The sequence below is a fragment of the Flavobacterium sp. GT3R68 genome (genome assembly GCF_007109225.1).
GTDB lineage: Bacteria > Bacteroidota > Bacteroidia > Flavobacteriales > Flavobacteriaceae > Flavobacterium.
This window is the reverse complement of sequence record NZ_VJZK01000003.1, coordinates 201,068-221,050: the sequence shown is the minus strand read 5'-3', so window position 1 is coordinate 221,050 and position 19,983 is coordinate 201,068. Positions and strand designations below refer to the sequence as shown.

General features: G+C 37.2%; 17 protein-coding genes. 9 read left to right on the top strand and 8 right to left on the bottom strand.

Annotation, left to right across the window (positions count from 1 at the left end):
- Positions 1 to 357: 357 nt before the first annotated feature.
- Positions 358 to 1,779: an ATP-dependent RecD-like DNA helicase gene (locus FNW07_RS07460; RefSeq protein WP_126742867.1), complete on the top strand. Its 1,422-nt coding sequence runs from the start codon at positions 358 to 360 to the stop codon at positions 1,777 to 1,779.
- 22 nt (positions 1,780 to 1,801) lie between these two features.
- Entirely contained in the window at positions 1,802 to 2,527 is a 726-nt protein-coding gene (kdsB, locus tag FNW07_RS07455; RefSeq protein WP_126742866.1) for a 3-deoxy-manno-octulosonate cytidylyltransferase, read from the top strand.
- Here the strand turns inward: kdsB and FNW07_RS07450 are convergent, their stop codons facing one another.
- Together FNW07_RS07450 and fumC are read right to left on the bottom strand one after the other, a co-directional pair.
- Positions 2,528 to 3,235, bottom strand: a complete 708-nt coding sequence (locus FNW07_RS07450) for a potassium channel family protein (RefSeq protein ID WP_126742865.1) — start codon at positions 3,233 to 3,235, stop codon at positions 2,528 to 2,530.
- 129 nt (positions 3,236 to 3,364) lie between these two features.
- Positions 3,365 to 4,762: a class II fumarate hydratase gene (gene fumC / locus FNW07_RS07445; protein WP_126743066.1), complete on the bottom strand. Its 1,398-nt coding sequence runs from the start codon at positions 4,760 to 4,762 to the stop codon at positions 3,365 to 3,367.
- 256 nt (positions 4,763 to 5,018) lie between these two features.
- Here fumC and FNW07_RS07440 point away from each other — a divergent pair, with 256 nt between their 5' ends.
- Positions 5,019 to 5,210 (top strand): hypothetical protein, encoded by a 192-nt coding sequence (locus FNW07_RS07440; protein WP_185964634.1) that lies wholly within the window; start codon positions 5,019 to 5,021, stop codon positions 5,208 to 5,210.
- A gap of 49 nt (positions 5,211 to 5,259) precedes the next feature.
- Here the strand turns inward: FNW07_RS07440 and FNW07_RS07435 are convergent, their stop codons facing one another.
- Positions 5,260 to 7,776, bottom strand: a complete 2,517-nt coding sequence (locus FNW07_RS07435) for an outer membrane beta-barrel family protein (RefSeq protein WP_126742864.1) — start codon at positions 7,774 to 7,776, stop codon at positions 5,260 to 5,262.
- A gap of 94 nt (positions 7,777 to 7,870) precedes the next feature.
- A complete protein-coding gene (gene arsC / locus FNW07_RS07430; protein ID WP_126742863.1) occupies positions 7,871 to 8,212 on the bottom strand; it encodes an arsenate reductase (glutaredoxin) in 342 nt (113 codons plus the stop codon).
- A gap of 116 nt (positions 8,213 to 8,328) precedes the next feature.
- Here arsC and FNW07_RS07425 point away from each other — a divergent pair, with 116 nt between their 5' ends.
- Both FNW07_RS07425 and FNW07_RS07420 read left to right on the top strand, forming a co-directional pair.
- Positions 8,329 to 9,261: a CPBP family intramembrane glutamic endopeptidase gene (locus FNW07_RS07425; protein WP_126742862.1), complete on the top strand. Its 933-nt coding sequence runs from the start codon at positions 8,329 to 8,331 to the stop codon at positions 9,259 to 9,261.
- Positions 9,254 to 10,300 (top strand): AMP-binding protein, encoded by a 1,047-nt coding sequence (locus tag FNW07_RS07420; protein WP_126742861.1) that lies wholly within the window; start codon positions 9,254 to 9,256, stop codon positions 10,298 to 10,300. Before FNW07_RS07425 ends, FNW07_RS07420 begins: the two co-directional genes overlap by 8 nt.
- 57 nt (positions 10,301 to 10,357) lie before the next feature.
- Here FNW07_RS07420 and FNW07_RS07415 read toward each other — a convergent pair whose 3' ends face one another.
- The 3 genes from FNW07_RS07415 to FNW07_RS07405 all read right to left on the bottom strand — a co-directional run bounded on the left by FNW07_RS07415 (position 10,358) and on the right by FNW07_RS07405 (position 14,165).
- Positions 10,358 to 10,783, bottom strand: coding sequence for a DoxX family protein (locus FNW07_RS07415; RefSeq protein ID WP_126742860.1), 426 nt, complete (start codon positions 10,781 to 10,783; stop codon positions 10,358 to 10,360).
- A gap of 66 nt (positions 10,784 to 10,849) precedes the next feature.
- Positions 10,850 to 12,472, bottom strand: coding sequence for a M1 family metallopeptidase (locus tag FNW07_RS07410; protein WP_126742859.1), 1,623 nt, complete (start codon positions 12,470 to 12,472; stop codon positions 10,850 to 10,852).
- Between the two features lie 64 nt (positions 12,473 to 12,536).
- On the bottom strand, positions 12,537 to 14,165 hold the full coding sequence (locus tag FNW07_RS07405) for an acyl-CoA carboxylase subunit beta (RefSeq protein ID WP_126742858.1): 1,629 nt from the start codon (positions 14,163 to 14,165) through the stop codon (positions 12,537 to 12,539).
- 199 nt (positions 14,166 to 14,364) lie between these two features.
- Here FNW07_RS07405 and FNW07_RS07400 point away from each other — a divergent pair, with 199 nt between their 5' ends.
- A complete protein-coding gene (locus FNW07_RS07400) occupies positions 14,365 to 15,009 on the top strand; it encodes a DUF47 domain-containing protein (protein WP_126742857.1) in 645 nt (214 codons plus the stop codon).
- A 22-nt stretch (positions 15,010 to 15,031) separates the two neighbouring features.
- Positions 15,032 to 16,357, top strand: a complete 1,326-nt coding sequence (locus tag FNW07_RS07395) for an inorganic phosphate transporter (protein WP_126742856.1) — start codon at positions 15,032 to 15,034, stop codon at positions 16,355 to 16,357.
- A 50-nt stretch (positions 16,358 to 16,407) separates the two neighbouring features.
- Here the strand turns inward: FNW07_RS07395 and lpxD are convergent, their stop codons facing one another.
- A complete protein-coding gene (lpxD, locus tag FNW07_RS07390; protein ID WP_126742855.1) occupies positions 16,408 to 17,397 on the bottom strand; it encodes a UDP-3-O-(3-hydroxymyristoyl)glucosamine N-acyltransferase in 990 nt (329 codons plus the stop codon).
- Positions 17,398 to 17,564: 167 nt separating this feature from the next.
- On the opposite strand from lpxD, the gene FNW07_RS07385 reads away from it, so the two are divergent.
- Both FNW07_RS07385 and FNW07_RS07380 read left to right on the top strand, forming a co-directional pair.
- Entirely contained in the window at positions 17,565 to 18,476 is a 912-nt protein-coding gene (locus tag FNW07_RS07385; protein WP_126742854.1) for a phospholipase A, read from the top strand.
- A 98-nt stretch (positions 18,477 to 18,574) separates the two neighbouring features.
- Positions 18,575 to 19,933: a T9SS type A sorting domain-containing protein gene (locus FNW07_RS07380; protein ID WP_126742853.1), complete on the top strand. Its 1,359-nt coding sequence runs from the start codon at positions 18,575 to 18,577 to the stop codon at positions 19,931 to 19,933.
- The last annotated feature ends 50 nt before the right edge of the window (positions 19,934 to 19,983 follow it).

Below are 19,983 nucleotides of genomic sequence, written 5' to 3'. Positions count from 1 at the left end.
CACGTCTTGAACTCCGTTAACCACGTTGGATAAGGTGGTTAACCACGTCCTGAACTCCGTTTACCACGTAGTATGACGTAGTTGACCACGTCTTGAACCATACTTACCACGTTGGATGACGTGGTTTACGACGTTCCGAACTCCATTTACCACGTTTGGGGACGTGCTTAACCACGTCTGTAAGCCCTTTTACCCCATTACATAACGTGGCTAATGCACTTTGGAACGTGGGTCACCACGTATTCGGTATTAAAAAGTAGTTACAACTTTATTTCTGATTCATTTTCGGAAATCCTAACCCTAAAGATTCTTTTCTCTTCAAAAACTTTACGTACTTTGCCGGTAAATAAATCCCAAATGAATTCCAGCGTTTTCTATAATCTTCTGAGCAGGCAATTTCCTTTTAACCCCACGTTAAAACAGGATATTTTCTTCCAGCAGATAGCCGAATTCATTACCAATAATGACAATAACGAGATTTTTGTTCTGAAAGGATATGCCGGTACCGGAAAAACGACTGTCATTTCTACCATCGTCAATAATCTGGTCGAAATCAATAAAAAATATGTGTTGCTCGCACCAACTGGCCGCGCGGCAAAAGTCATTGCCAATTATTCCAACAAACCCGCTTTTACGATTCATAAAAAAATCTATTTCCCAAAGAAAGGGAGCGGAGGAGGGGTGAGTTTCACGATGCAGCAAAACAAACACAAAAACACCTTTTTCATCGTTGATGAGGCGTCGATGATTTCGGATACCAATTCCGAGAGTAAAATGTATGAAAACGGTTCCTTACTGGACGATTTGATTTCATACGTGTATTCGGGAACCAATTGCAAAATGATTTTATTGGGTGACACGGCCCAATTACCACCGGTCAATCTGGATATTTCCCCGGCCCTGAATATTGATACGCTGGGTAGGAATTACGACAAGGAAATCAAGCATATTGAATTGGATGAAGTAATGCGTCAAGAAGAAAATTCCGGTATCTTATTCAATGCAACAGAACTTCGGGAGGTGCTGAAAGACCATTTCATTACTGATTTCCAATTTAAATTGCGCGGATTCAAAGATATTGTCCGTCTTTCGGATGGTTATGATATTCAGGATGCCATCAATTCGGCCTACAGCAATTATAGTATTGAAGACACCGCCTTTATAGTGCGTTCCAATAAAAGAGCGAACCAATACAACCAGCAAATCAGGATGAAAATTCTGGATAAGGAAAGCGAATTGTCTACGGGCGATTTTCTGATGGTCGTAAAAAATAATTACTTTTGGTTAAAGGAAACTGATGAGGCCGGATTTATTGCCAATGGTGATATCATCGAAGTACTGGAAATTTTCAGTATCCAGCAATTGTACGGATTCAAATTTGCCAAAGTCAAAATCCGAATGGTCGATTATCCGAACCAGATTCCGCTCGAGACCGTTTTATTAATGGACACGATTACCAGCGAATCACCATCCCTGACGTATGACGAATCCAACAAATTGTATCAGGAAGTGATGAAGGATTATGAAGGCGAAACCAAATACAAAATGTTCCAAAAGGTAAAGGAAAACGAGTATTTCAATGCGCTGCAGGTGAAGTTTTCGTACGCCATCACCTGTCATAAATCGCAGGGCGGACAATGGAATACCGTGTTTATTGAACAACCGTATTTACCCGATGGTATTGACCGGGATTACATCCGCTGGTTGTATACCGCGATTACCAGGGCCAAGGACAAATTATACCTGATTGGTTTCAAGGATGAGAATTTTGAAGAATAATATATTTCAGATTTTATAAAGTATGAAAATAATAGCAGTCATTCCCGCGCGATACGCATCTACCAGATTTCCGGCCAAATTAATGCAGGATTTGGGAGGTAAAACAGTTATTTCCAGAACCTATGATGCCGCAGTACAGACCAATTTGTTTGATGACGTATTTGTGGTGACCGATTCGGATTTGATTTACGACGAAATTGTGTCGCAGGGCGGAAAAGCGATAATGAGTATCAAGGAACATGAATCGGGAAGTGACCGAATTGCAGAGGCGATTGAAAATCTTGATGTCGATGTTGTAGTAAATGTGCAGGGGGATGAGCCTTTTATTAATAAAGAGCCGTTGGAAAAAGTATTGGAAGTTTTCAGAAATGATACAAATCAGCAAGTGGATTTGGCTTCGCTGATGCGTCAAATTACCAACCCTGATGATATCAAAAACCCAAACAATGTAAAGGTGGTCGTGGACCAGAATAATTTTGCGCTTTATTTTTCCCGTTCGATGATTCCCTATCCGAGAGAAGAAAATGTAGGAGTGCTTTATATGCAGCACATCGGGATTTATGCTTTTAGAAAACAGGCGTTATTAGATTTTTACAGTCTGCCGATGAAATCATTGGAAGCGTCCGAAAAACTGGAGCAATTGCGTTATCTGGAGTACGGAAAAAGAATTAAAATGGTTGAAACTTCACATGTGGGTATTGGAATTGATACTCCTGAAGATTTAGAAAAGGCTAGAAAAATGTTATGATTACTTTTCTTTCTTATGATCAAAATAGCCCTTGTTTTTTATTTTGGTCGAAAAGAAATTTATAAATAAGACTACAAAGAATAAGAACATCAACGCCTGTGTGCTGGCTAGTACTTTCCCAAATGTGGTGACAGGATAAAAATCGCCATAACCGATGGATGATAACGTAATCAGGCTAAAATAAATGGCGTCAAACCAATGATCGAAAGGTTTGTTCAGATAGTTTCCGCAGGAATATAAAACGGCAAACGCAAATATTATTTCCAAATAATTGATGAAAAGTAACAGTACCGATCTTTTATAGGAACGCGGTCTCGAAAACATATCAGAGGCAAATATTAGGGTCGGGATATACAAAACGGTTTCCAAAAGCACATAGACCATAATCCAAATGACCCATGTGTTATTTTGCCAATGATTGATTAAAATCAACAGGGGAAACGTAACTTTCAGCAAAACATAAACATCCAGCGTTAAATCCTTGTATTCATGTCCTATTTTACTCGCCAGATATTTGATGTAAAGTCCGGGGAAAAGAAAAAGGGAAGAAGAAAGAAACATCCGCAAAATTTTCTCTATCCCATTATCGTCCTGATGGTCATTGTTCCAAATCGCCTGAATGTTCTGAATCCGTTTCTCAATGGGATTGAATTCAGGTTCATCAACCGTTATATTTCCTAATAAGAGTTTCTTTAAAATTGCTATCATAAATTTGGCACATAGAATGCGATGTCTAATTTACTGATTATTAGTCTTCCTTTTTAAATTTATAAATAAAAAAACCTGCAAACAAATAAGCTGCAGGTTTTGTATTTTGAAATTCTGATAGAAAATGAATTATTTCAGGCTTCCCACCATTTCTTCCGGTTTTACCCAAGAGTCGAAATCTTCCGCTGAAACATAGCCTAAACGTACTGATTCTTCTTTCAGAGTAGTTCCGTTTTTGTGAGCGGTCTGAGCAATTTCGGCAGCTTTGTAATATCCGATTTTGGTATTTAAAGCAGTAACCAACATTAGTGAGTTGTTTACCAATTCTTCGATACGCTTGTAATTTGGTTCAATTCCCTGCGCACAATGCTCATCAAAAGAAAGACAGGCATCACCCAATAAGCGGGCTGATTGCAGGAAGTTGGCCGCCATTAAAGGTTTGAATACGTTCAATTCGTAATGTCCCTGCATTCCGCCAATGGAAATCGCAACGTCATTACCCATAACCTGGGCGCAAACCATTGTCAAGGCTTCACATTGCGTTGGATTCACTTTTCCTGGCATGATGGAAGAACCCGGTTCGTTTTCCGGAATAAGGATTTCCCCAATTCCTGAACGTGGTCCGGAAGCCAGCATGCGAACATCGTTTGCAATTTTATTCAAGGAAACGGCTAATTGTTTCAAAGCACCATGCGATTCAACGATAGCATCGTGAGCAGCCAAAGCTTCAAATTTATTTTCAGCGGTTACGAATGGATGGCCGGTGAATTTTGCGATATATTCCGCCACTTTTACATCATATCCTTCCGGAGTGTTCAATCCGGTTCCAACCGCTGTTCCGCCTAAAGCCACTTCTGACAAGTGAGCCAAAGTGTTTTTAACCGCTTTTAAACCGTAGTTCAATTGCGCCACATAACCTGAGATTTCCTGTCCTAATGTTAGCGGAGTTGCATCCATTAAGTGGGTACGGCCAATTTTAACAACATTATTGAATTCAGTTGCTTTCGCGTATAGGGTATCTCTTAATTTTTCAACACCAGGAATAGTTACTTCAACTACCGCTTTGTAGGCTGCAATGTGCATACCGGTAGGGTAGGTGTCGTTAGAAGATTGTGATTTATTCACATCATCATTGGCTTTGATAAATTGTTCGCCTTCTCCGATTTTATTTCCGGCCAAAACCTGAGCACGGTTGGCTACCACTTCGTTGACGTTCATGTTGCTTTGTGTTCCCGAACCCGTCTGCCAGATTACCAATGGAAATTGGTCGTCCAGTTTACCGGCTAGTATTTCGTCGCAAACGGCCCCGATGGCGTCTCTTTTTTCAATAGGTAAAACGCCTAAGTCACAATTGGCAAATGCGGCTGCTTTCTTTAAGTAAGCAAATCCTTCGATGATTTCTTTTGGCATCGATGCGGATGGACCTATTTTGAAATTGTTTCTTGAACGTTCTGTTTGTGCACCCCAGTATTTATCGGCAGGAACCTGCACTTCACCCATGGTATCTTTCTCTATTCTGTATTCCATTTTGTTTTTTATTTGCGTGTTTACTTCGTCTGTTTGCATTAGGTTGTGTGCTTATTTTAATTATTTACTTAAGTTTTCTGGTGCCTACATTGGTGCATAGCCCCGATAAAAGTGGAAATCCCACGCATTTTTGCGTGGATTGAAACGGATAGCGGGAACAGCTCCTGAAAACTGAGCTCAAAAATACGGATAAATACTATTTTATGAAAATTGATTTGGTTTTTTATTGCTGAGGAAAAATAATAAACATACATTTGTGGCTACATTCAAAATTCCGGAAAACATGTTTGAATTTTCACAGTATCTAGGCTTTTTACTTTTCTTAACCATTCTTACTATTGGATTCTGGTTAATGTTTTTCTTAGTAGGTTTCGTTCAATATTGGATTGGCGGAGCTTTATGGGAAAAATATAAAGTTAGAAAAGCAAAGAAAGAGCAATCAGTTTAATCTGATTGACAGCATAAAAAAAGGACCCGTTTTCACGAGTCCTTTTTTTTTATCCTTGGAATTCTTCACCATTATCATTTTCTCTTTTCGGTTGCTTTTCCTTTTCGCCTTTTTGCTTATTGAATCTATAAGTAAACGAAAGGTTGATTTGTCGAACACGCCACTGCATTTCGCTATAGGAATTCAAAACTCCCGGAATAGACGTTTCGAAAATTCTTTTTCTGGAATTGAAAACATCCTGAACGTTAAGGGCAATGGTTCCTTTGTCTTTAAGGACATCTTTACTCAATCCTAAGTTGGCGCTCAGATTTCCTAAACTACGCCCTTGTGCATTTTTTTGCGCCCCGTTGTAGGTAGCATTCGTCTGCCAGTCGATTTTGTATGGTAAAGTAACTTTCGAGGTTATGCGAGTAAACCAAGAATAGGCGGTATTGTCAAAATTCTGACTTACAATCACATTCTGTGAGTTGGTATAGGTATAATCCCCTTGTGTTTCGTTTCTGAAGAAATTGAAGTTACTGTTTAATTTCCACCATTTGAATGGAGAATAATTTAGCGTAAACTCAAATCCTAAACGGTATTCGGTAGCAAGGTTAATAGGTGTACTCAAAATTACAGGTGTTTTAATGTCTTCACCACCATTGATTATTGGACTACCCGTGTTTGGGTCTATTGTATCTGCTTCATCAACTACAGTTATAACAAAATCACCATTCTCCCTTCTGATCATCTGAAAAGAATCTGTTGTCTTGTTAACATATAAAGATGTATTGAAAGTCAGTTTACTCCATCTTTTTAAATATCCGATATCAATTGCATCCGTAAAGGCAGGATTCAAATTCGGATTACCCTGGAAGATATTGATGTTACTGGAATAGTTAGAAAATGGATTGATCTGTCTTCCTCTTGGTCTTGAGATTCTTCGGCTATAGCTCAAAGAAGCGCTGCTTTGATTTGAGATTTCATATGTGAAGAATGCGCTAGGGAAGAAGCTGTTGTATTTTTTAGTATTGTAATCATTCGTAGCCAATTGGTTGATGTCGATTTTGGAATCTTCCCAACGCAATCCAAATAAAAATGAGAATTTATCAATCTTTGTCCCGTACTGGGTGTATAATGCGTTAACCTGTTCTTTGTATTCTAAAATATTAGTGAATTGATTGTTGGGCGCATAAAGACCATTCTCAATTTCGCCAACTTTATAATTGGTTACCAATTTATTGAAATCCCCTTTATAACCCATTTCAAATTGGCTTGCTTTACCAAATGGAAAAACATAGTCCGTCTGGATCATATTCCTGTTTTGCTTTTGGGCATTACTGGTCTGTTCAAAAATATCGCTGGTGATAACAGAACTGTCATTGTCACGGTTTTGTGCAAATGAAGCATCAACTGTTAATTTGTGTCCGTCTTTTTTAAATTTTTTGGTCAGATTACTAGCATATTCAAAATTCGTGCTTTTACTGATCTGGTCATTAAAACGGGAATCTGTTGATTCAAACTGATGGTTTTCATCATAACGGAAATAATTTACGGTATCTGGATTTTCACCTTTATTTTTTCTGAAACTTACAGAGTTTGTCCAAGTCGTTGTTTTGTCCAGAAACCAGTCCATTCCAAAACTAGAATTGTATCCTTTGCTTACTCTTTCATTGTGTCTGCGTTCATCCGTGTAACCTTGTATACTCCCATCTTCATTCAGGTATTCCGTATTGGTCAGGGAATTTCCAGGATTAGTTCTGTAATTATAGCCAATATTGGTAAATAAGTTAAACTGTTCAGATTTGAAATTTAGATTAGTGGAAAGACCATAACTTTCAGGATTTCCGGCAGAAGCAATAATGGTTCCGTTGATTCCCTGATTTTTTCCTTTTTTAAGGATGATATTTAAAAGTCCGCCACCGCCTTCAGAATCATATCTGGCGGATGGATTGGTTACCAGTTCTACTTTTTCAATGGCATCGGCAGGAATCTGACGAAGCGCTTCAGCAATATTGATCGCATTGGAAGGCTTTCCGTCGATAAGGATTCGGACGTTTTCATTTCCTCTAAGGCTTACTGTTCCGTCTGCATCCACAGCAACTGAAGGGATATTGTCCAATACGTCACTCACTGTACCACCTTTAACCAATAAATCGGTACCGACGTTGTAAACTTTTTTATCTAATTTTATCTCAACTGTAGTTTTCTCGGCACGGACTACAACTTCATTTAACTGCGTTAAATCTTCTTCTAATCCGATTTGCCCTAAATTAGTATCTTCAGCCAGTTTTTTACCTTTCATTTGGGATACTTTAAAAGAAATAAATTCAATTACGATGTCATAGGTTCCTGCATTGATTTCAATATCAAATTCACCTTTTGCATTGGTGATACCTCCGGCAACCGCTTTTGGATTTTTTGGATTGAGAAAAGTGATGGTAGCGTATTCAAGAGGTTGCTTGCTCACATTCTCTACTACTTTTCCTGTAATTTTTATTTTTTTAGCTGTGGGTCTTCCTTGGGAAAAGCTTAAAAAAGCAGTGCAAAGTAATACAAGCGTTATTGCAGATTTTAATGATTTCATACGGTCAAAATTGATTTCAATTTAAGACCGCAAAATTACTCTATGGTTTAAGAGCCCATTCACAAAGCTTTGTTAAAACATCTGCATACTTATTCTAAATAAATGTTGCTGCTTTTTCTATCGGGCGGGCAATGATGGCTTTATCTCCGTTGATAACAATTGGTCTTTCGATAAGAATTGGATTGGAAATCATAGCATGTATGATTTCTTTATCAGACATTTCTTTGCCTTTAAAATTATCAATCCATACCTTTTCCTTTTGGCGCACCAACTCAATGGGGTTAATTCCAAGTTTTTCAATAACGGTTTTTAATTCGTCATAAGTGGGTGTATCTTCGAGATATTTGATGACTTCAAATTCCTGCCCGCTGTCTTCTATAAAAGCCAAACATTCCCGGGATTTTGAACAACGTGAATTATGATAAACCTGTATCATGAAGAATGATTTTAATTTTTACGCAAAGTAACCGATAAAATTTAAAATTTAAGTAAATTAGGCCAAACAAATGAGGATCTTCATAACTCGTTTGAATTAATTAAAAAAAATGAAAAATGTTTATAGCACAAGCTTACAAAGGAAATAATGAGTGGTGGCGGGTTTTAATTACGACATTAATCACTACCGGAATTTTCATTATGAATTTCGTCATGTTTTTCCTGATGTCCAAAGAACAAATGAAGGCGGCGTATGATCTGATGAAGGGAATTCCTAAAAATTTGTCTTTGATAATCAATCTGCTGCCGTTTGCATTTCTATTAGGGATATTGTTTTTACTAGTTTATTTATTGCATCAAAGAAGCGTTAAATCACTGACAACTTCCAGAGCTAAAGTGAATTATGGGAGAATGTTTTTCGCTTTTGCCTTAATCGTGGTATTGACTTTGGGTACCTTCGGGATTTCATATTACATGGACCATTCTGCCATAGTGTGGAATTTTGACCCGCTGAAATTCACCATTCTTTTTATGATTAGTATCATTTTGTTCCCGCTCCAAATCGGTTTCGAGGAGTATTTATTCAGAGGGTATCTGATGCAGCAAATTGGAATTATTGCCAAAAACAGATGGTTTCCATTACTGTCAACTTCTATAATATTTGGATTATTTCATAGTGCGAATCCTGAAGTCGCCGAAATGGGATATGGCGTAATGGCATTTTATATCGGAACAGGACTATTGCTGGGCATCATGACTCTGATGGATGAAAGCCTCGAATTGGCCTTGGGATTTCATTTGGGAAATAACCTGATGGCGGCATTACTGATTACTTCAGATTTTTCTGCTTTACAGACTGATGCTGTTTTTAAATATACCGGAATTGAAAATACTGCTGATATGTTGAATGAGATGCTTGCATCCATTGCAATTACATACCCGATCATCTTATTTATTATGGCAAAAAAATACAAATGGACCAATTGGAAGGAAAAATTAACCGGAAAAGTAATTCCACTTCCAACTAATAAAACTGAAGAGCATGAATAATCCAACATATAAGAATGTTCACAACCGTTTTAAATGGAACGGATTGCATCTTGACGCTTTAGATTTGTCTCAGAATGCTATTGATTTTATTAGAGATGGAAATGACTATGAAAAAGATTTGGGTGAATTCATTCTGGAGTGGTTTGATGAAAAATCATTCATAGAAGTCACTACTTCCGGAACCACCGGGACGCCTAAACAGATGCAAATCAACAAACAGGCAATGGTCAATTCGGCGTTGGCAACTGGGGACTTTTTTGATATTACAGTAGGCGATACGGCACTGCATTGTTTGCCCGTAAAATATATTGCCGGTAAAATGATGTTTGTCCGCGGGCTCATATTGGGACTGGAAATGGATTTCGTGCCACCAAGTTCAACGCCCTTGGATAATAATATAAAAGAGTACGATTTTGCAGCTATGCTTCCGTTACAGGTACAGAATTCTTTACCGGAACTGGAAAATATAAAAAAAGTCATCATTGGCGGAGCAAAAATAAATGAAACATTGCGAAATGAATTATTGAAATTAGATACGCTGGTTTATGAAACCTACGGAATGACGGAAACCATTACACATATGGCGGCAAAAAAAATAGAGGATAAGGCCTTTTTGGTTTTACCAGATGTAAAAATTTCGCAGGACGAAAGAGGATGCTTGGTGATTAGTGCGTCGAGGATTTCAGAAGAGAAAATTATTACCAATGATTTGGTGGAACTGGTATCCGAAAATCACTTCCTTTTATTGGGAAGAATTGATAATGTGATCAATAGTGGCGGCGTAAAATTGATTCCGGAGCATATCGAAGAAAAGCTGTCGGGAAACATTTTGCAACGTTTTTTCGCAATTGGAATTCCGGATGAAACTTTGGGCGAAAAATTAATTTTGGTCGTTGAGGGTGAAGCTGAAACTATTGATTCCACTATTCTGGAGGTTCTGGACAAATATGAAAAACCAAAAGAAATTAGGTACGTTCCAAAATTTAAGGAAACCGCGAGTGGGAAGGTTATGCGAAAGGAAACACTCAAACTGTCTTAAAAATCAAAAACGCCCTAATACATTATATATTAGGGCGTTTCTTTAGTTGTTTCTATTTTATTTCTCCATCTTAAAATAATAATCTACAGAATGTTTACCACTACCATAGAATAAGAAAAAAATAGAAACTCCTAGTGCTAATACTGATAATATAAGATTCTGAGCGTTCATTTCGCCTATGAAGTTAATGGCCACAGCTCCAATAAGAATCGGAAGTTGGGCAATTATACACCATCTTGTAAGCAATCCCATTGCAATCAACATTCCTCCCATGATATGGGCCGAAGCGATATAGTGAAATACAAACATTCCACCTAAAAAATTACTGAATGGCGCTATTATATCCTCAAAATCCCTACTATGCGTTATAAATGCAGCTCCTTTTATAAGAAGAAAAACACCAAGTACAACTCTTAAAATATCTAATGAATAATAGGTATGTGCATTTGCCCATTTATTCAAACCTTTTACACTAGTATCCATAACAGTTAAGTTTAAAATTCAACTCTAAGATACTATAAATTAGTTATATATGAAAATATTTTATTTTTAATTTTCTATTACATTAATGAAAAAATTATTTTTTAATACTTCAACTTCTGAAAAGTCCTTAATTTTATATTTCGATTTTATCCAATTATTTGTTGGGTGCAGACGAATTGTTTTCCCCTTTAATTTTATATCAATCGGCATATTAAAATCGGTGACATCCGTTCTCCATTTATATTCTAACACATCTTTATTGCGTTTAAGATCAAGAAGAGGTATGCCTTCATATTTTAAATATTGATTAAAAATAGTAGTAAGGTTCATCCCTGTTTCTCGACTAAAAAAAGCAATTACCATTTCGGTATCAATAATTTGATGACGAAAGGTTTCAGAATATTTTAAAATTATATTCCACCATTTAGCATCATCATTAACTACATGGCGCAAGGTATTTAACATTAGTGCTCCTTTTGGATACATATCGCCCGAACCTTCTTTATTTACGCCGTATTTACCAATAATTGGTTTGTCATTTCGTACATTTTCTTGCAATCCATTGATGTAAATTTGCCCTTTTTCATAACCGTATTGGCATTCAACAAAAACACTTTCGGTATATTGTGTAAATCCTTCGTGAATCCACATATCGGCAATATCTTTACTAGTAATACTATTGCCAAACCATTCATGGCCACTTTCGTGTATGATTATGAAATCGAATAAAAGCCCAACACCTGTTCCTGATAAATCGTTTCCTAAATATCCATTTTGGTATTTATTCCCGTAAGCAACAGCACTTTGATGCTCCATACCTAAATAATGGGTTTCAACCAATTTATAACCGTCATTTTTAAATGGATATTCTCCAAATTTAGATTGAAAGCAATCCATCATTGGTTTTACTTGTTCAAACTGGATTTTAGCTTTCTCTAAATTTTCGCGTAAAACGTAATAATCCAAATCCAATCCTTTGTAGTTTTCACCAAAGTGAACATAATCGCCGATATTCAAAGTTATATCATACGTGTTAATAGGATTCTTAACTTCCCAATCCCAACGGGTGTAACCATTTTTTAAGTCGGTACTGCCCATAAACCGTCCGTTGGAAATATTCATCAAACCATTGGGGACCGCTACTTTTATGCTTGCACCAAAATCAGGTTCATCAGATTGTGAATCTTTTACCGGATACCACAAACTCGCTCCTGTTCCTTGAACAGCAACGCCTACCCAGTCTTTTCCATTTAAATCTTTTTGCCATACAAAACCACCGTCCCAAGGTGCATGCTTTGCAACCAGAGGCTTTCCAGAATAATAAAAACGAAGCTGGTGTTCAGAATTTTTGATAAGTGAGTTTTCAAAATTGATAAAAACAGCATTAAAATCTCTTTTATATTGAAGTTTTTTCGAATTGTAAACGATACTGTCAACCTGCATGTTGTCAAATAAATCCAATTGGATTGTATTTGTATTGTCAATTGTTTTAAAACGAATCTCATTATAGCCTGCAATGGATTTTTCGACAATATTGATTTTGATATTTAAGTCATAATGCAGCACGTCAAAACTGGTTCTCTCAATTCGTAAACCACCTTGAAGACTGTCTTTTCGGGTAAAAGTTTCCTGTGCTGAAAGTTGCTGGATACCAAATGCAAACAATAAATAAAGAATTATATTTTTCATAATTACACCTTTAGAATATATTATTAGTTGTTAGCTTTTCACTTTTGTTACTTTCATAATGGATTTAAACCTGAATCACACCCAGATTGAATTTTTTTTCAATAGGCGAGTGGTTAGCCGCTTCTATCCCCATTGAAATCCAGGTTCTGGTGTCCAATGGATCAATAATGGCATCAGTCCATAAATGAGCAGCTGCATAATATGGAGAAACCTGCGCATCATAACGGGCTTTTACTTTGTCAAACAGCTCTTTTTCTTTAGCCTCATCCACAACTTCCCCTTTTCCTTTTAATGAAGAAGCTTCAATTTGTGCCAATACTTTTGCTGCCTGAGTTCCACCCATAACCGCAAGTTCCGCACTTGGCCATGCAAAAATCAATCGCGGATCAAATGCTTTTCCACACATGGCATAATTTCCGGCACCATACGAGTTTCCTACTATTACAGTGAATTTTGGAACAACAGAGTTAGATACGGCATTTACCATTTTGGCACCATCCTTAATGATTCCGCCATGTTCCGATTTGCTTCCGACCATAAAACCGGTAACATCCTGAACGAAAACCAACGGGATTTTCTTTTGGTTACAATTGGCAATAAAACGGGTGGCTTTATCGGCCGAATCAGAATAAATTACACCACCGAACTGCATTTCGCCGTTCTTTGTTTTTACAACTTTTCTTTGATTGGCAATAATTCCGACAGCCCAACCGTCAATTCTTGCATAACCGGTGATTAGCGATTGACCGTAACCATCTTTATAAGCTTCAAATTCCGAATTATCTACCAGACGATTGATGATTTCCATCATGTCATACTGCTCATTTCGTGCTTTTGGCAGAATCCCATAAATATCCATTTCATTTAAAGCAGGTTTTTCAGCCTTAATTCGGCTATATCCGGCTTTATCAAAATCACCAATCTTATCAACTATATTTTTTATTTTATCCAAAGCATCTTTATCATCTTTAGCCTTGTAATCAGTTACACCTGAAATTTCACAATGAGTAGTTGCTCCGCCTAATGTTTCATTATCGATGCTTTCACCAATAGCTGCTTTCACCAAATAACTTCCGGCAAGGAAAATACTTCCGGTTTTATTTACGATCAGTGCTTCATCACTCATAATTGGAAGGTAGGCACCCCCGGCGACACAACTTCCCATAACCGCCGCAATTTGGGTAATTCCCATGCTGGACATGATGGCATTGTTTCTGAATATGCGTCCAAAGTGTTCCTTGTCAGGGAAAATTTCATCCTGCAAAGGCAAATAAACTCCGGCGCTGTCTACCAAATAAATGATTGGCAAGCGGTTTTCCATGGCGATTTCCTGTGCCCGAAGATTCTTTTTTGCTGTAATCGGAAACCACGCACCAGCTTTCACGGTAGCATCGTTGGCTACTACGATACATTGTTTCCCTTTTACATAACCCATTTTCACAATAACACCACCAGAAGGACAGCCTCCATGTTCAGCATACATTCCTTTTCCGACAAACGCTCCAATTTCAATGCTATTAGCATCAGCGTCCAAAAGATAATCGATACGCTCGCGAGCGGTCATTTTACCTTCAGAATGTAATTTAGCGATGCGTTTTTCGCCTCCACCTAATTTTACTTTGGCAAACTTTTGTTTTAGATCGGATAATAAAAGTCTATTGTGGTCTTCGTTTTTATTGAAGTTTAAATCCATGTTGTGTGGCTATGTGTAAATATGTAAATACTAATTTTAGGTGCGCTAAATTACAAAAACGATTTAAATAAAAAAGTATCCTCGTATTTGTAAATTTCTGATTCAATTTGAAGTTGATTGAAAACCTCGATTTGATGATAATTTAATATTGGCTTAACATTAAAACAATACATTTGCACCGCTTAAAAAAACACTAATTATGTCATTAAACAATATTTTCCAATTTTTGGTTCCGAAAGATAAAAAGTTCTTTCCTTTATTTGAACAAGCGTCTTCCAGTTTGATTTTGTTAGCACAAACGTTGCATGAAGCTGTGAATGCTCCTAAAAGTGAAAGAGAAGAGTATTATAAAAAAATTGAAGATCTTGAGGCGCGTATTGAAGAGATTACCCATCAGACGAATCTTGAATTGAGCAGAAATTTCATTACTCCTTTTGACAGAGAGGATATTCATTCCCTAATCACATCTATTGATAATGTTGCCGGAAACCTGTATGGTGCTGCCAGCAGAATGAAATTGTATCATGTGGATAAGATTACCAAGTCCATCCGTAAACTGACAGAAATCAATCTTGAAGCCTGTCAGAATATTGACGTTGCCGTTAGAGAATTGAGAAACTTTAAAAATATCAAAAACATTACTGACGCTTGTGCCCGAATCAATAAACTGGAAAACAAATCGGATAATGTATATGATAAGGCTGTAGCTGAATTATTTGAAAACGAAACGGACGCTAAAAACATTATCAAGTACAAAGAAGTACTTTCTGTTTTGGAATCAGCAACCGACAAATGTAAAAGTGCTGCAAGCGTTTTAGAACAAATTTCAGTTAAACATTCGTAATCGCTGTTATCAGAAATAAATTATGATTCTACTTATAGTAATTATAGTATTGGCCTTAATATTTGATTATATAAATGGCTTCCACGACGCTGCAAACTCGATTGCTACCATTGTGGCAACCAAGGTATTGAGTCCTTTTCAGGCGGTACTTTGGGCAGCATTCTTTAACTTTTTGGCCTATTGGGTATTTGGTTTTGGTGTTGCTGATACCGTAGCAAAAACGGCAAAAACTGACAGTATCAACCTAGTTGTTATTTTAGCCGGTGTTGTTGCCGCGATAATTTGGAATTTACTTACCTGGTGGAGAGGAATACCATCATCGTCTTCGCATACCTTAATTGGTGGTTTTGCAGGAGCTGCGATTGCACACGGATTCTCGGGTGCGGTAACCGATCCTGATCATTACGGATTCAAAATTGTGAACTGGTACAAAGCAACCAAAGAAGGCGAATTGTTGCCAAGTGGTATTTTAGTGGTAATTGCATTTATTGTTTTTGCTCCATTATTAGGGATGCTAATCTCTTATTTCATCTCGCTGTGGCTAATGTATTCCTCTAAAAAGAATATATATCCTAAAATCTTTACTGTTGTCTTAATGTTGATCGTGTTATGGTTCCTATCTACCGTTCTTGTTGGTTATGAAGATATCAAGAAACCTCGATTTGACAGTCATTTTCTTTCTGTAATTTGTGAGCCATCCAATATAAAATGGCTATTGGTTGCGATAATTTTCTACAGTATTGCTATTTTCAACTTATTGTTCAGTTATTTCTCAACCACACAATCAGAAGCAATTTTAAGAAAAATGCAATTATTATCTTCAGCCTCTTTTAGTTTAGGACATGGTGGTAATGATTCGCAAAAAGTAATGGGTATTATTGCCGCTGCAGTAGCAGTGTATATCCATACTAGCGGTATTACTGTTGATACTTTACCGGAATGGCTACATGTTGTTTTGCCTTCGGATAAAGACGGTGTAAAAATAGAAGGAGTAATGCCAGGATGGATTCCGTTAGCCTGTTATTCTGCGATTGCTATCGGAACATTGAGCGGCGGTTGGAAAATTGTGAAAACCATGGGGTCCAAAATTACTAAGGTAACCGCTTTTGAAGGAGTTGTTGCTGAATCTGCGGGTGCATTGACATTATTTATCACAGAACATTTTAAAATCCCCGTATCAACGACACATACAATCACTGGATCTATCATTGGGGTAGGTGTAACAAAAAGAGTCTCAGCAGTTCGTTGGGGTGTTACCGTAAGCCTGGTATGGGCATGGGTACTTACTATTCCGATTTCGGCACTATTAGCAGCATTGATATATTATTTCCTAAGTATATTTTTATAGCCTAAAAAAAAGCCTTCATATTATGAAGGCTTTTTTATTAGTTTGAATATTTAATTTTTGGCCATTCTTTTTAAAATCGCCCATTGCTTCAATGCTTCTCTGGCATCAACTGCCGGATAACCTAACACGGTCTTTTGTGCAGGAACATCTGATGCTACACCCGAACCTGCTCCTACAATAGCACCATCACCAATAGTAAGGTGGTCTTTTATTGATGCGCTTCCGCCAATGATAACACCATTCCCTAAAGTTACGGAACCTGCCAATCCACTGTGACCTGCCATAATACAGAATTTCCCTAATTTACTGTTATGCCCAATTTGAACTAAATTATCAATTTTACAGCCATCACCCAAAACCGTAGAACTAAATTTTCCTCTGTCTACACTAGAGTTGGCTCCAATCTCAACACCATTTCCGAGGATAACATTCCCTATTTGCGGAATTTTTACCAAACCTCTCTGTGGGTCCGGACGGAATCCGAAACCATCGGCTCCAATTGTAGAATTGGGATGTAAGATACAGTCATTACCAATATGGCAACGCTCGCGCACTACTGCACCGGGCCAAAGAATGGTATTATTGCCAATGGTACATTCGTCAAGAATGGTCACATTTGGATAAATGGTGACATTATCTCCTAACTGCACATCCGGTCCGATATAACTTCCGGCACCAATTCGTGTTCCGTTTCCGATTATGGCCGTGGCATCAACAAATGCGGCCGGGTGAATATCAACGGCAAACAATGGAGCAGGCGGGGCAAAAAGTTCCAGCACCTGAGACATGGCCAAATCGGCGTTTTTAACTTTTATGAACGCTTTATTTTCTCCCGGTTCAATGGCGATATCTTCGTTCACTATTGCCGCACATGCCTTAGAATTTTCCCATAACTTCTCGTATTTTTTGTTTCCGATGAATGATATTTCTGTATTGCCGGCAGCCTCAAGTTGTTCAGGAGCTGTTATGTTTTCAGTGGTATTACCTACAATTTCTCCTTGAAGGATGTCATTAATTTGCTGAATCGAATAGGTTTTCATTATTTAGATTGATTGTTATTATTATCAAATAAAACAATTTACAGCTTAGAATCCAAATGGAATACCCATTAAAGAATTAAAATGTGCTAATTATGTAAGCATCCCTGTAAATTCTATAATTCATTACATCAGATCTTGGGATACATTTGCCAAATATTCAGCTATTTATGGGTTTGCTCCGAACAAAATTTACGGTGTTTCTGTTACTGGTTTATTCATTAACTGCAAGTGCGCAGGTTCAGGCATTGTTCAACAATAAAACGCAACTCCGGAATATGACAGAACGATGGGAATTGGATACCACAGCGGTCAGAGGAACATTTTTAGTTACACCTTATAAACCGATATATATTTTACCCGGGAGATGGACAAGTCATCCTAATGAACAACCCCATTCCGGAAATATAGATCCTACTTATATAGCTCCCCCAGGAATGGATTATGATAATATTGAGACTAAATTTCAATTGAGTTTTAAAACCAAGATACTGCAAAGTTTTTTGTGGGGCCATGCCGATTTATGGGTTGCCTATACTCAAATATCGCATTGGCAAATCTATAATACCAAGTTGTCACGTCCATTTAGAGAGGTTAATTATGAACCGGAAGTTATCCTTAATTTTCCAATCAAATTTAAGCTATTAGGTTTTAAAGCCCGAATGGCTGGTGTCGCATTCAATCATGAATCCAATGGAAAAAGTGAGCCTTTTTCACGAAGTTGGAACAGGGTTATTTTTCATGCCGGATTTGAACGCAAAAACTGGAGCGTTTATATTAGGCCATGGATTCGAATGTCAGCCGAAAAAGATGATAATCCTGATATTTCGAAATATGTCGGACATGGCGATGTGAATGTAATTTATACCAAAAACGGAAACATCCTTTCGTTTATAGGCAGTCATAATTTAATTTTTAATACCAAATCGAAAGGAAATGCTTCATTCTCCTGGTCATATCCAATAAAGAATAATTTGAAAGGTTATTTGCTGATATCCCACGGTTTTGGCGAAACATTAATTGACTACAACAACAGACAAACTACTGTTGGTGTTGGAGTTTCATTGATTGAGTGGTTATGATTTTTTAATAATTATTAGTTTGTAAGATTACAATTAGGTTAATAATATTAATCATTTATTTTTGCAGGAAATTCAACCCAATTTGCCTAAAAAATTAAATGAAAAAAATATTTATAATAGTAATAGTCGCATTAACTTCTCAAATGAATGCGCAATGTTGGCAATCAATTTCCACAAAAGATCATACGATGGCAATCAAAACTGATGGAAGTTTATGGGCTTGGGGTTATAATTATGATGGTGCATTAGGTGATAGTACAAACATTAGTAAAAATACGCCAACACAAATCGGCACTAATTCCGATTGGCAATCTGTTATAGCTGGTGGTAACCATACAATTGCTATAAAAAATGATGGAACGCTATGGGCTTGGGGGGATAATGCGGTTGGAGCGTTAGGTGACGGTACAAATATTAGTAAAAACACACCAATACAAATTGGAACAGGTACAAATTGGGAATATGTTGTTGGTGGAATTTGGCATACTATTGCAATAAAAACTGATGGTACTCTTTGGGCCTGGGGGGCTAATGCTTCAGGGGAATTAGGTGATGGAACTACAATTAGTAAAAATACTCCAGTACAAATAGGAGCGGAAACAAATTGGCAATCTATTTATGCAGGGCATAGTTTTACTATGGCAAAAAAGACAGATGGAACCTTGTGGGCATGGGGGACGAATGGTTATGGTGAATTAGGTGACGGAACTAATATTAGCAAATCTTCTCCAATACAAATAGGAACTGAAATGAATTGGGAATCTATTAGCACCGGTTTATATCATACAGTAGGAATAAAAACAGATGGAACATTATGGGCTTGGGGATATAATAATAAGGGACAATTAGGTGACGGAACTTACATAAATAAAAATATCCCAACACAAATAGGGATATCGACAGATTGGGAATTGATTGCTGGTGGCCAGCGCCATACAATCGCAAAAAAAATCAATGGAACCTTATGGGCTTGGGGCAACAATTTTTTGGGACAATTAGGTAATGGAAACAATACTTCTATAAATTCACCTATACAAATAGGGACTGATACAAATTGGCTATCTGTCCATGCAGGAATTCTACATACCATTGCATTGAAAACGAATGGTAGCCTATGGACTTGGGGCTATAATGGAGAAGGACAATTAGGTGATGGCGCAAATATTGATAAAAACATCCCAACAAATATCAGTTGTGGTATGTTAGGAGGAGAAGAGATGGTTGCAAACAAGCCTTTTTATCTGTATCCGAACCCTACAACGCAAATGCTTTATATTCAAAATGACACCAATAAATCAATTGATGGAATCATTGTAACTGATCTTTCAGGTAAAAAAGTATTACAGCAAAATGGAAATGGTAGTAAAATAAATGTACAAGAACTGCAAAAGGGAATTTATTTTTTAAAGGTAGTTATAGAAGGAAAAAATTATCACGATAAATTCATTAAAAAATAAATTTATTTTAATGATAAATTCGTTGCATAAAGCGATAGAAAATAAAAAAC